The organism is Eubacterium sp. BL-380-WT-2B, from assembly GCF_009696115.1.
Taxonomy (GTDB): Bacteria; Bacillota; Clostridia; order Eubacteriales; family Eubacteriaceae; genus Eubacterium; species Eubacterium callanderi.
Genome location: NZ_VUMP01000016.1, coordinates 1 through 10464 on the forward strand (window position 1 = coordinate 1; position 10464 = coordinate 10464).

General features: G+C 41.3%; 19 protein-coding genes. 5 read left to right on the forward strand and 14 right to left on the reverse strand.

Annotated features, from left to right (window positions below):
- Positions 1-150 precede the first annotated feature (150 nt).
- From FYJ53_RS20750 to FYJ53_RS20785, 10 genes are all read right to left on the reverse strand, one after another.
- Positions 151-561: a single-stranded DNA-binding protein gene (locus FYJ53_RS20750; protein WP_154557744.1), complete on the reverse strand. Its 411-nt coding sequence runs from the start codon at positions 559-561 to the stop codon at positions 151-153.
- Positions 558-1184, reverse strand: coding sequence for an ERF family protein (locus FYJ53_RS20755; protein ID WP_154557745.1), 627 nt, complete (start codon positions 1182-1184; stop codon positions 558-560). The genes FYJ53_RS20750 and FYJ53_RS20755 overlap by 4 nt, the downstream gene beginning before the upstream one ends.
- A 14-nt stretch (positions 1185-1198) precedes the next feature.
- Positions 1199-1693: a siphovirus Gp157 family protein gene (locus FYJ53_RS20760; RefSeq protein ID WP_154557746.1), complete on the reverse strand. Its 495-nt coding sequence runs from the start codon at positions 1691-1693 to the stop codon at positions 1199-1201.
- Positions 1690-1833: a hypothetical protein gene (locus FYJ53_RS20765; protein WP_154557747.1), complete on the reverse strand. Its 144-nt coding sequence runs from the start codon at positions 1831-1833 to the stop codon at positions 1690-1692. Before FYJ53_RS20765 ends, FYJ53_RS20760 begins: the two co-directional genes overlap by 4 nt.
- 143 nt (positions 1834-1976) lie before the next feature.
- Entirely contained in the window at positions 1977-2186 is a 210-nt protein-coding gene (locus tag FYJ53_RS20770; RefSeq protein ID WP_154557748.1) for a hypothetical protein, read from the reverse strand.
- Positions 2187-2680: 494 nt separating this feature from the next.
- Positions 2681-3352, reverse strand: coding sequence for a phosphoadenosine phosphosulfate reductase family protein (locus tag FYJ53_RS20775; RefSeq protein WP_154557749.1), 672 nt, complete (start codon positions 3350-3352; stop codon positions 2681-2683).
- Positions 3349-3498 carry a hypothetical protein gene (locus tag FYJ53_RS21275; RefSeq protein ID WP_195840284.1) on the reverse strand — a complete coding sequence of 50 codons (150 nt, stop codon included), beginning with the start codon at positions 3496-3498 and terminating at the stop codon, positions 3349-3351. Before FYJ53_RS21275 ends, FYJ53_RS20775 begins: the two co-directional genes overlap by 4 nt.
- A gap of 85 nt (positions 3499-3583) precedes the next feature.
- Positions 3584-3733, reverse strand: a complete 150-nt coding sequence (locus FYJ53_RS20780; RefSeq protein ID WP_154557750.1) for a hypothetical protein — start codon at positions 3731-3733, stop codon at positions 3584-3586.
- Positions 3734-3735: 2 nt separating this feature from the next.
- Positions 3736-3873, reverse strand: a complete 138-nt coding sequence (locus FYJ53_RS21280) for a hypothetical protein (RefSeq protein ID WP_195840285.1) — start codon at positions 3871-3873, stop codon at positions 3736-3738.
- Between the two features lie 197 nt (positions 3874-4070).
- Positions 4071-4463, reverse strand: coding sequence for a hypothetical protein (locus tag FYJ53_RS20785; protein WP_154557751.1), 393 nt, complete (start codon positions 4461-4463; stop codon positions 4071-4073).
- A gap of 93 nt (positions 4464-4556) precedes the next feature.
- Between FYJ53_RS20785 and FYJ53_RS20790 the strand changes: the two genes are divergently transcribed.
- Entirely contained in the window at positions 4557-4766 is a 210-nt protein-coding gene (locus FYJ53_RS20790; RefSeq protein WP_154557752.1) for a hypothetical protein, read from the forward strand.
- A gap of 9 nt (positions 4767-4775) precedes the next feature.
- Here FYJ53_RS20790 and FYJ53_RS21710 read toward each other — a convergent pair whose 3' ends face one another.
- Positions 4776-4907: a hypothetical protein gene (locus tag FYJ53_RS21710; RefSeq protein ID WP_256168559.1), complete on the reverse strand. Its 132-nt coding sequence runs from the start codon at positions 4905-4907 to the stop codon at positions 4776-4778.
- A gap of 108 nt (positions 4908-5015) precedes the next feature.
- Between FYJ53_RS21710 and FYJ53_RS20795 the strand changes: the two genes are divergently transcribed.
- Complete coding sequence (locus FYJ53_RS20795; protein ID WP_154557753.1) at positions 5016-5564, forward strand: hypothetical protein; 549 nt, start codon at positions 5016-5018, stop codon at positions 5562-5564.
- Here FYJ53_RS20795 and FYJ53_RS20800 read toward each other — a convergent pair.
- The 3 genes from FYJ53_RS20800 to FYJ53_RS20810 are packed head-to-tail and all read right to left on the reverse strand — an operon-like array spanning position 5545 to position 6556.
- Positions 5545-5718, reverse strand: coding sequence for a hypothetical protein (locus FYJ53_RS20800; RefSeq protein WP_154557754.1), 174 nt, complete (start codon positions 5716-5718; stop codon positions 5545-5547). The two genes, FYJ53_RS20795 and FYJ53_RS20800, sit on opposite strands and share 20 nt — an antisense overlap.
- A gap of 38 nt (positions 5719-5756) precedes the next feature.
- Positions 5757-6272 (reverse strand): Rha family transcriptional regulator, encoded by a 516-nt coding sequence (locus FYJ53_RS20805; protein ID WP_154557755.1) that lies wholly within the window; start codon positions 6270-6272, stop codon positions 5757-5759.
- A 41-nt stretch (positions 6273-6313) separates the two neighbouring features.
- Positions 6314-6556 (reverse strand): XRE family transcriptional regulator, encoded by a 243-nt coding sequence (locus tag FYJ53_RS20810; protein WP_154557756.1) that lies wholly within the window; start codon positions 6554-6556, stop codon positions 6314-6316.
- Between the two features lie 147 nt (positions 6557-6703).
- Here FYJ53_RS20810 and FYJ53_RS20815 point away from each other — a divergent pair, with 147 nt between their 5' ends.
- The 3 genes from FYJ53_RS20815 (at position 6704) to FYJ53_RS20825 (ending at position 10302) form a co-directional block, all read left to right on the forward strand.
- Complete coding sequence (locus FYJ53_RS20815; protein WP_154557757.1) at positions 6704-7522, forward strand: S24 family peptidase; 819 nt, start codon at positions 6704-6706, stop codon at positions 7520-7522.
- 147 nt (positions 7523-7669) lie between these two features.
- Positions 7670-8491: a type II toxin-antitoxin system PemK/MazF family toxin gene (locus tag FYJ53_RS20820; RefSeq protein WP_154557758.1), complete on the forward strand. Its 822-nt coding sequence runs from the start codon at positions 7670-7672 to the stop codon at positions 8489-8491.
- Positions 8492-8904: 413 nt separating this feature from the next.
- Positions 8905-10302 carry a recombinase family protein gene (locus FYJ53_RS20825; protein WP_154557759.1) on the forward strand — a complete coding sequence of 466 codons (1398 nt, stop codon included), beginning with the start codon at positions 8905-8907 and terminating at the stop codon, positions 10300-10302.
- The last annotated feature ends 162 nt before the right edge of the window (positions 10303-10464 follow it).

The window sequence follows — 10464 nt, forward strand, 5'->3', positions numbered from 1 at the left end:
ACATCTATTGAACAGCGCAACCATTTTGCGCCACAGCAACTCGGACAGTGCGGGCAAGTAATTTGTTTCGAGCCATCGGTCGAATGCATTTAACTCTGCAATGTAATTCAAGGGGCCACCTCCTTTCCTGTGTTTTTGTCACGCATACTTTTAAAATGGCGGTTCGTCATCATCGGCCATCAACGAGAAGTCATCGCCTAAGTCTAAGCTGTTTAACCCGCCTGCGTCTGCCGGTGTCGGGCTGTCATTTTTACTGCCGATAAAATCAAACTCTTCGAGAACAACCTCTGTCGCATAGCGTTTGGTACCGTCCTGGGCTTTGTAATCACGTGTTTGCAGCCTTCCGGTCATGGCAATTTGCCGGCCTTTTCCGAGGTACTGGCAGATGGTCTCTGCCGGTTTGCCCCAGGCGACAACGTTAAAAAAATCAGCGGTTGGCTGCCCTTCTGCTTTATATCGCCGGTCAACGGCCAGCGAGAAGGTCGCCACGGACTTTCCGCTGCCAGTTGTTCTCAATTCTGGATCGCGGGCGAGTCTCCCGACCAGGATCACTTTGTTCATTCTTTGCCTCCTGTCTTTGGTGCTTTTTCAACGACACTGACCAGTTTGTCGTATTCGGGCTTGGTCATGTCTTTTAAATGTTCTTTTCCAAACTGGGCCATACAGGTTTTCTTGAGTTGGTTTTCGGTGACGCTGTGTTCGCCTGCGATGGCGAACAATCGCTTCAACTGTGCTTCGGTAATCTTTTTAACCGCAACGGCTGACGTGTTCTTAGCGTCATTCGCTTTGCCTGTATTGGTGGTGTCGCTGTCTTTGGTATCATCAATGCCAAACAAGCCGTTTAGGGCGTATTTCCGGGCATAACTGCTGCTGGAGCCGGTAATCTGGCTGCCGTCCATGCCTTTTTTGGTTTCTTCTTCCCGGGCATAGGCGGTATTGTCCACGAACGACCCGTCGACGATGTCGATCAACGTCGCTTTTGCTTCGATATAGTAGCGATCCCCAATCTGTACGAGTTTATCGGAAAGGGTGATGGTCGCTTCATTTTCCTTTAATAAGGGCTTTAGAGCTTCTAAAATATCTTCGCAGTTCCGATAATTGTAGTTGCCAAATTTATTAAACTGGCTCTTGGGCGCCTTTAAAGCGGATTGGATGTTCATCAGCTTTCGATATATTTCGGTCATTTTTATCACCTGGATCACTTAATCTGTAAATTCTGTTTTTCGACCAGATACGCGCCATTGATATGCACCCCTTTTTTAAGCTCTGCCTTGATGGCGTTTTTGTCTGGGGTAACAACGGTCTTAACGGTTGTCAGTTCGGGATGCATGGCTTTCAGCTCCAGCTCGTCATCAATAAAGACGCTTACGGAAGGGATAAATGAGAGCTTGTTTCGGGGTGTTTCCAGCTTCTTTTTGCCGATTGCCAGCATTTCTGAAGAGAGGTAGCCTCTCAGCCAGTCCGCTCTCTTTTCCGCAGATCCCCGGCGTTTTTTAAGGGCATCCTCTTCGGCTTTGATACCGGCAATGCTGGCGTTTAGCCCTTTAATCATGCAGGCGATGGCATCGACTTTATTTTCAAAGTCATCTTCAATCACCGCCAAGGCTTCCGCCATGCTTTCGGCGCTGCATTCTTCATTTTCAATGGCTTCCAACACGCCATTATAAATATCGGTTATTTCATAAAGTTTCATGTTTGTTCCTCCATTTTCTCCCGCACATACCGAAGCACAGTCTCAATATCTGCCGACAGGTGCGGGTTGCCTTTTAGCATCTTGATTTTATAGGCCTCAAGGCGTTTAGCCGCCTCAAGCACCTCTACGTTACGTTTCATCGTCCGCCTCCTCGTACATCACACACCCTAAACAGTAGGCCTCATTCCCGGCATACCGGCACGAGCGCCCGGTGTAAGGGCATCGCATGTTACTTATCTCCATTTCTGCATCTGGATATCCCGTCAATAAAGCCCTGGTAATATCAGGATGCTCGATCATTTTTTAGCGCCTCCAGTTCAGCTCGGAGTTCATCGTTGCGGTCTTGGAGGCATTTATTTTCAACTTCCTTCTCCGCCAATGCATTTAGCAGGCTTTTGCAATTCTGTTCACTTACGCATATTTGCTCTTTTAGAAATTTAATATAATCACTAATGTCTTTTAGCGTATCTTCGTAGCTTGTTTCTTTTTCCATTTGCATTTTTCCTCCAAAGGGTATATACTTTTATTAGTTAGTTTTCGTATTTGCCGGGATGACGCGCGAACGTCACCCGGCTTTTTTCATAAAAATTAAAACAGGTGCCGCAGATATACGCCACTGCGGTGCTGGCATGACACTCTAATCCATTAAAGCAATTCAGGCAGACCACCCGCTGCCGTGCCGGGATCGCCCGTAGGCAATGACAAAATCATTACTCATTTTTTTACGACTTAAATTGGAGTGAGCGGATTACCCGACGCTCCCCGGGACTGTTAATAAATAGCTTTACAAACCGATTTAGTTTTTTATTTCCGCGTTTTGAGCCCGCGGATCAGGCTTTGACTTAAAGGGTTTATATGGCGTCGCACAGCTCTTACTATGGCGGAATCCCTGTGTAGCTAAACATTGCTTTTTCTCCATTCCTGTGGTACAATAACCACGTAACATATTGTCTGGTCCCTAATGCGTGGCTTCGCTTTGGGACCTTTTTATTGTTCTAAAATCGGTTTAGGCTTTCTGCCCCGGTTCGGGGAAAGTTCATCTAAAAAACAGTTCTTTATGCAACTGTGCCCGATCTCCCGTTCTAATTTTGCCATCCGTTCAAACGCTTCCGGAAAATCCTTGCGGATCATGTTCCAGTAACCCATGCCGCCCTTTACACAGCCGATACAATTATTGTTCGGATAGCCCATGTCGTACATCTTCGGCCGCTTTAAACCGAGTTTTCTAGAAAGCTTGTGGCAATCTTCTTTTGTCATCCCTGCGTCGATTAACGGAAATTCGTGGATTATATCCGGTTCAGATTCTCGAAGCCGTTCTGCCCTGTGTTTTTCGGTGTAGTCATAGCCCCAAACATAGGTAAGCGGTTCATCCTGTTTCTTCTCCCACTCTTTGCGCGCCTGCTTTTTAAGGACGTTCGTACATTTTGCACCATACGGAGAGTTTAAGAATCGATATTTTTCCACAACCTTCTCGACACTTTGGTGTTCAGATTGGAGAATTTCGATCCTCTTTCCAAAAAATCCCTCGCAGTCCGATAGAAAACGCAGACTATCGGGATGCTGATTCTCAATGTGGCAGTAAATCAGCCGATCCACATCTTTCGCGAGATGCGCCGCAATAAAACTACTCACGCCGCAGCTATACCATGCTACTTTCATTTCCTACTCACTTCCTCCTTTGCAACCAATATCGCCACTCCAACAACCGTTCCAATTCCAATCCCGATCAACCCAAGCGCAAACCCATAAATCTTTGCGCCCGTCTGGCATAGCGAGATCAAAATCTCCAGCATTAATCCTTCCATAGCCACCCCTTCCGGACTGCCAGGCAGATGCCGCCGTAGACAGCAATGCCGAGGAGGACGAAGGGTAGGCCTGCGATACTTAGGTTCATGAGGCGGCCTCCTGATCCTTCTTACGCTTTTCCATCTCTTCCAAAATGATCCGGTATGCTTGGCTCGTCATAACATTTGGCGTTACGAGAATATAATTCGGGTCTTTAATCGGGTTCCTGTTGCAATCCTGTAAGTAAACAGCCATTTCTATGCCTCCTTTAACTGTTTTCGGTACGCCTGCAAGGCCATGTTGGCACCTGCAAGGGCGACCTTGTCCCATTTCGGGATGCTCTTTATTCTTTCTTGTTGCAGGTGGTATGCCTGCCATAATGCTTGTTTTTCCATTGTTTTCTCCTAAACCCAACCAGCACGATTAACGAGGCCGCAAGTAGTAAAAATATGCTTGACGCGAACTGAATACTTGTCGTCTGTTCAAAACCGTACGAGTTACTATATATACTGGAAAGGAGGATTTTTTGCGGCCCCGTTAATACTGCTGGCTGGGTGTGCTTGTGCTTAGATAAAATACTTCAATATACCCATTAGTCCGTCGGCAATTGTCTACGAAGCGAATCTAAACCAGAACTCGCCAAATCGATTGAAGCGTTTGTTCTTCTCAAATCTTCATTAATTTCACTTACCTTTTCCGAAATGAGATCGAGTCCTGTAAAAATATTATCAAGCTCCACTTCAACAGGTATTGAAATCACTTTTTCCTCTTCTGCTGGCAGTCCGTCGCTGCTGTTTTTTTCTATCTCCACTTCTTCAGTCTCAGAATCCGGGTCAACATCATCGCTTCCAACAACGCTCCATAAATAGACAAGCTCGTGTGCAAGTTCAGTAGCAACATCAGACCCCTCAACATCTTCCCATTTCATCTCTTTTTCAATACGGTTTAGTAGTAAAGTTTCTAATTTCTTTTGGTTTTTAGTCATTTCGATGATCTCCTATTTCGTTGAATTCTTTTTGTTTCGCTGTAAATATGGTACAATTAGATATATGTGTGTCGTATTTATTTAGGAGGTTTTATGCCAAAACGTATAAAAGTAACACATGAAGAGGATAGTGGTCGCAACACGAACTTTCATGATAATTTCACTGGTAATGACATGACTCGACAAGAATTTGTTAATGAAATTAAGAATGGTAACTATCCAAATTATCACATTCGTAATATCAACGGTATCGAAACTCCCGTTTCAAACCCTGATCCAAATAAAAACAACAATTTAGACTAAATTGATTCTTTAATACGGCACACATATTACCTCAATCTCGTCTTCGTTAATGATTTCCTCATCAGATATACAGGCAAGAAGAGCCTGATCTTCCTTTGAGAGGATTAGTAACTCTTTAATTGTTTTTCCAGCTATTTCCATGTCCTACCTCCTCTCTGGTTGGTTCTTTTTGTTTCGCTGTAAATGTGATATACTTTCCTTATCGGTATTAATGTACCGAAATTCAGGAAAGGAAATTTTTAATCTGTTATGCTAACTGAAAAATCAAAGAAAGTTCTTGATGACTTAATTGCGAACTACCAAAACGACCCGAAAGAATACAATGTCACTCGTATTAATGAAATATATTCTGATATGACAGAAAGTGAATTTGTAAACATACTTGATTTTTTAGCCAAAAACGAGTATATTTCTTACAAAATCTACACGGGCGGAGCTGCTGATATTGTTGTCACACACAAAGGACTAAATTATAAAGAATTTGAGTCTCAACCCCAAAACTCCCCTATATTTCATATTAACAATGCTTACGGTTCGGTTATCGGAACTCAACAAAACGTTACTCTAAACTACAAGTCATCATTATCTCAATTAAAGTCTGATGTTAATGAATGCAATTCCGAAGATAAAGAATCTTTGCAAAAGATAGTTTCACTACTAGAAATGATTCTTGATAATCAAGTTCCAGCAAACAAAGGAATCTTTTCGAAATTTTCGGCAGTAATGGAACGTAATTCGTGGTTTACTAGTGCGGTTTCTTCTACAATTATGAGTTGGCTTATGACTCAAATTTCGTGATGCCAAATGGCAAAAAAATCTTCAACTCAAGCTCTGCGCTATTTTGTCCAGAGCTTGTTAATTTATAATCTAAAACTCGTTTGAGTTCTTCGCCGTTTATCTTAATAATACTTCTTTCTTTATCGCGGATTATTTCTACCGTTTTAATTTCCATGTTCTATCTCCTTTCTGGTTGATCGGGGGTTTCAAGTTCTACCCTTGCAATAATCCAATTTGCTCATAATTCGGAACTCTTACGAATCCATCAATCAACCGGATACCATACTGCTCACAGATAAGTTGGGTATTACGGGCTACATCCACAGGCGCCGAGTCGTTTCTCTGCATGACAGAAGATAGTGCGTTGATCAGCTTTGCAATCTCACCGGGCCGATCCGTGAGCGGAGCTTTTCGCATCTCGGCCTCCATTAGGTTAAAAGCTTCGATGTATTTTAACTTCCATTGAATGGCTTTTTCTCCGGTAAATCCCATTCCAAGTAATGCAAAAGCATCGCGCGTACAAAGGTATTCCTTCTGTTCCCTTCCATAAGAATCTTTGTAAGTTGTTCGAATAAAAAGATCGGTCCAATTTTGGCCCGATGTCTTTTCCATCAGGTTTTCGATATCCCGAATGACTTTCTTATGCTCTTTTTCAAAATCTTCTGCAATCTGACGACTGCTGACTACGGTTGTTCCGTTTAGGTTTTTAATGTTTACCTTGTTGTTCATTTTTGAACTAGCTCCTTTCTGAGTAGTTGGGAAATTTTATGTCATGAACATGTATGAGCAGTATTAAATTTATCGCTCTGTTTATCAGGGAAATCCTCAAACAGAGCTTCGATTTTTTCTTTTGGAAAATGTTTGTTGCGAATTTTCAACACCTCACTTAACTTAAAATCTAGCTCACCAGAAATTTTATTTTTTACTGTTCTTTCTGTTACGCCAATCGTTTTAGCCAAGTCACTGTTTGTAATATCCTCATCGATCATTCTTTTTATGAGTGTTTTTCGCATATCATCACCTCCTTTGTCCAAATTTGGATTTCTTAAACTTATTATAAATCCAAATAAGGATCATGTCAAGAAATTTTAATCCAAATTTGGAAATATTTTTCTTGACTTTAGTCTCGATTTGGATATACTTAATGTAGGAGGTTCGTTATGGGACTGGAAAAAATAAAACAATTAAGCAAAATAAAGAATGTATCTCTCGATGAACTGTCAGATATTTCGGGGGTACCAAAAAGTACAATTAACAAAATAATTAATGGCATTACAGAAAACCCAGGATATAAAACAATTCTTTCTCTCGCACACGCTCTTTCGCTGTCAGCGGACGAGTTTATAGATCTTCTTGATCTTGGATTAGAGGAGCCAAAGTTTTCATCCTCGGATAAAGAATTGATATCAAAATACAAATCACTAGACTCCTTTGGACGAAGGGTGATAAACAGCGTTCTTGATATCGAACTTGACCGTTATAAACAATTCAAGCAACAGCAAACGGATCAACACAAAGCCGAACTCCAAGCCATCAAGGAAGAATATGAAAGCACTGCAATGAACCAACCGGATAACATCATCCAATTTTACGATGAAAAGCAAAATCATGAGCAACAAGTTGAGCTCAACTACCGCACTGGTGGCGCAGGCGCAGGTCTCGGGGTTGATGCCGATAATGTCGACATGATCCAAGTTAGCTATCCCGCTGATCGTGTTCCAGCCGGTGCAAATCACGTTATTCCTGTTACTGGTGATTCCATGGAGCCCACCTTTTCCGACGGAGACGTGCTGTTCTTTGACCTTGGCAATGACTGCCTGCAAATCGGGGATATCGGTATTTTTGTTCTGAATGGTGAAACACTTGTCAAGGAACTTGGCGAAAACGAATTGATCTCACACAATCCCAAGTATAAACCGATTAAAATTCATGAATGGGATTCTGTGCGGATTGAAGGTAAGGTTTTAGGAAAGATGTAAGATGGGTTTGTCGAATTGTAGGAAGATAAAATGTACTAAGTCTTCATTTTTCGTTATTTTGAAGAATTAGCCCTTATAAAGTCTTCATTTGTTGATATTTTGAAAAGTTCGTAAGATTGTTAAGGAAAAAATTAGAGAAGGCGTAAAATGAGCAATGCAGAAAAAGAAGAAATATTAAAAGTTATGGAAAATTTAATTGATTATCTAGAGAAATCAAAAAAGCCTAAGCGCTCGATCATGCTACAGAAATGGTTGAAATCCTATGCCTGGTATTTGAAGCACGAAGATGATTTTTCGCCAATGAATCTTTGTAAATATCCTAGGGGCACCATCATAAAAGTAAATTTTGGCTATCGCGTTAATCATGAATTTGGCGGCGTTCATTACGCTGTTACCTTGAATAAGATACAACCGCAATCTGACGATTTAGTTACAGTAGTTCCATTAACATCTGTAAAGAAGAACAAAGACCTGTCCAAACTGCGCTCCGGTGAGGTTTATCTGGGGGATGAAATCTACACAAAAATGATGTATAAGCTACGTGACCGGGGTATTGCTCTAAAGCAATCTTTTGATCATATTTCTGAAATTTATAACGGCATTGAACAAATTAATAATGATTTGATGACTCTTATTCAGTTCGATTACACAAAAGAGGCGATTCCCTTCAACGACCCTGAATGGCGCAAAAATTTTATTCAAACTGCGCAAAATAAAGAAAAATACGAAGCTGAATTTCTCAATTATAAAAAGGTAGTTGAACATGAATATGAACACTCGCTAAAAGTGTCAAACGAAATTGAGTTCATGAAATCTGGAAGTATTGCACTTGTAAATCAAATTATGACAATAAGTAAGATGAGAATACGTGATCCGATTAATACAAGATGCGCGTTAAGTGGCATCCGTCTTTCCAATGAAGGGCTTGATTTAATAGATTCTAAAATGAAAGAATTGTTTACTTACTAAACTTGACAAAAGAATACAGTTGAGGTATTATTATTATACAATATTGTCCTTTACGGACGACAAACCTTGATATTGTCCCTTGCGGACGACCATTTTAAGCGATGCCTCACTAAAATTTAGTGGGGCATTTTTGTTATAGTTTACCGGAACAGAAGTTATAACTTATATATTATATTCAGAAGTGTGCAAAATCAACCAATTTGCACACTTGAGGAACTGTTATTATGTTTTTCTATGCAGATTCAATGTTTTTGCACACATAAAAAAAACGCCCCTGTGCGCTAACACAAGGGCGATGACATATACAAAACCGAGAGGTCTCATATATATCCCTCAACAAGATAATTATATCAGACCTCCCGGTAAAACTCAATACCGGGTATTTTTATACCCTTTTTTAGGAGGTCTTTGATATGAAAAAGAGAGCGGGTCTCTATATCCGCGTTTCGACAGAAGAACAAGTGGACAACTTCTCTATTCCCGAACAGAAAAGGCGACTTGAAGCCTATTGCCAGAGCCATGACTGGGCGATTGCCGAGGAATATATTGACGGCGGCTTCTCCGGCGCTAAGCTGGACCGTCCGGCCATGCAAAAGATGATTAATGACACTAAGGCCGGTAATCTGGATGTGGTGGTATCCTTGAAGCTGGATCGGCTATCCCGTAGCCAGAAAGATACGCTGCACTTGATTGAAGATGTCTTTCTCCCCCACCACGTTGATTATGTGTCTGTGAATGAGAGTTTTGACACCGGCACCAGTTTTGGCCGGGCAATGGTCGGGATTCTTTCTGTTTTCGCCCAGCTTGAGCGTGAGCAGATTCTTGAGCGGATGCATACTGGCATGGAGGCGCGCGTTCGATCTGGTCTGATCCATGGCGGCCTGCCTTTTGGATATGATCGCAAAGAAAAAGGATTGGTCATTAATGAATCCCAGGCCGCAATTGTCCGGGAAATTTTTGATCATTGGTTAAAGGGATACAGCTACTCTGAAATCTGCCGAATCATGGCTCAAAAATATCCTGGTACATTAGCTTGGCATGCCATCACCTCAGTGATACAAATACTTAAAAATCCCGTCTACATTGGAAAGGTCAACTTTAATGGAGAAGTCCTGGACGGCCAACACCCTCCTATTCTTGATACAAATATATTCGAACAAGCGCAAGTCTTAATTCAAACGAAAACGCGCTGTCAAGGTAAACAAACGCATTATCTTCTCTCTGGAATTATCTGGTGCGCTAAATGCGGAGAACGCTACGGCGTTCGGTCATCAAGACAAAATGGAGTGTTATATTCCTACTACTGCTGTTGTCCTAATCGAAAAAGAATAGGCAAGGAATTTCAAAAAAAGTGTCGATCCAAAAGCTGGCCAACGCGTAAACTAGATGATATAATTATAAACACGATAAAGAAACTTGCTTTTGATCGGCAGTATTTTGAAGAACTCAACGCCCCGGTTAACAATAAGGTTGATAATTTAACCAGCCTCGATAAGGAAATAACAAAGTGTGATCTGCAGATTGAAAAACTTATGGATCTCTACACTCTTGACAACCTACCTTTGGATAAATTAAATCAGAGAATAAATGCTTTGTATGAAAAAAAGAAAAAATTGGAAGATGAGCTTACTAAGCTCAGAAAGTCAGGCATCCAAACTTATGAAGATTACAAGGAAATTTTCGATTCCGTTGAAACAATATTTCGATCTGGAGACATAAACCAGAAAAAAGCGCTGGTGCGCTCAATCATCAAGCGAATTGAGATCAACGACGATGACATCACTATTATATTTAACTTCCAAAACGGCTAGAAATGGCCGTTTTTTTAGTTTAGTGAATTTTACAGTTGATTTTAGTTAATGCAAAAAATCGCATAAAAAAAGCACGACAACATGCGTGCTCGATGAATCCCTATACTAATTATAGTAACTTAGCTAATGTGGTTTACTTTCTTTTTAAACTCCCGTACAACT

Excerpts from the sequence above, each read along its gene's own strand:
- FYJ53_RS20750 (WP_154557744.1), bottom strand. The coding sequence starts at position 561 with ATGAACAAAGTGATCCTGGTCGGGAGACTCGCCCGCGATCCAGAATTG.
- FYJ53_RS20755 (WP_154557745.1), bottom strand. The coding sequence starts at position 1,184 with ATGACCGAAATATATCGAAAGCTGATGAACATCCAATCCGCTTTAAAG.
- FYJ53_RS20760 (WP_154557746.1), bottom strand. The coding sequence starts at position 1,693 with ATGAAACTTTATGAAATAACCGATATTTATAATGGCGTGTTGGAAGCC.
- FYJ53_RS20765 (WP_154557747.1), bottom strand. The coding sequence starts at position 1,833 with ATGAAACGTAACGTAGAGGTGCTTGAGGCGGCTAAACGCCTTGAGGCC.
- FYJ53_RS20770 (WP_154557748.1), bottom strand. The coding sequence starts at position 2,186 with ATGGAAAAAGAAACAAGCTACGAAGATACGCTAAAAGACATTAGTGAT.
- FYJ53_RS20775 (WP_154557749.1), bottom strand. The coding sequence starts at position 3,352 with ATGAAAGTAGCATGGTATAGCTGCGGCGTGAGTAGTTTTATTGCGGCG.
- FYJ53_RS21275 (WP_195840284.1), bottom strand. The coding sequence starts at position 3,498 with ATGGAAGGATTAATGCTGGAGATTTTGATCTCGCTATGCCAGACGGGC.
- FYJ53_RS20780 (WP_154557750.1), bottom strand. The coding sequence starts at position 3,733 with ATGGCTGTTTACTTACAGGATTGCAACAGGAACCCGATTAAAGACCCG.
- FYJ53_RS21280 (WP_195840285.1), bottom strand. The coding sequence starts at position 3,873 with ATGGAAAAACAAGCATTATGGCAGGCATACCACCTGCAACAAGAAAGA.
- FYJ53_RS20785 (WP_154557751.1), bottom strand. The coding sequence starts at position 4,463 with ATGACTAAAAACCAAAAGAAATTAGAAACTTTACTACTAAACCGTATT.
- FYJ53_RS20790 (WP_154557752.1), top strand. The coding sequence starts at position 4,557 with ATGCCAAAACGTATAAAAGTAACACATGAAGAGGATAGTGGTCGCAAC.
- FYJ53_RS21710 (WP_256168559.1), bottom strand. The coding sequence starts at position 4,907 with ATGGAAATAGCTGGAAAAACAATTAAAGAGTTACTAATCCTCTCAAAG.
- FYJ53_RS20795 (WP_154557753.1), top strand. The coding sequence starts at position 5,016 with ATGCTAACTGAAAAATCAAAGAAAGTTCTTGATGACTTAATTGCGAAC.
- FYJ53_RS20800 (WP_154557754.1), bottom strand. The coding sequence starts at position 5,718 with ATGGAAATTAAAACGGTAGAAATAATCCGCGATAAAGAAAGAAGTATT.
- FYJ53_RS20805 (WP_154557755.1), bottom strand. The coding sequence starts at position 6,272 with ATGAACAACAAGGTAAACATTAAAAACCTAAACGGAACAACCGTAGTC.
- FYJ53_RS20810 (WP_154557756.1), bottom strand. The coding sequence starts at position 6,556 with ATGCGAAAAACACTCATAAAAAGAATGATCGATGAGGATATTACAAAC.
- FYJ53_RS20815 (WP_154557757.1), top strand. The coding sequence starts at position 6,704 with ATGGGACTGGAAAAAATAAAACAATTAAGCAAAATAAAGAATGTATCT.
- FYJ53_RS20820 (WP_154557758.1), top strand. The coding sequence starts at position 7,670 with ATGAGCAATGCAGAAAAAGAAGAAATATTAAAAGTTATGGAAAATTTA.
- FYJ53_RS20825 (WP_154557759.1), top strand. The coding sequence starts at position 8,905 with ATGAAAAAGAGAGCGGGTCTCTATATCCGCGTTTCGACAGAAGAACAA.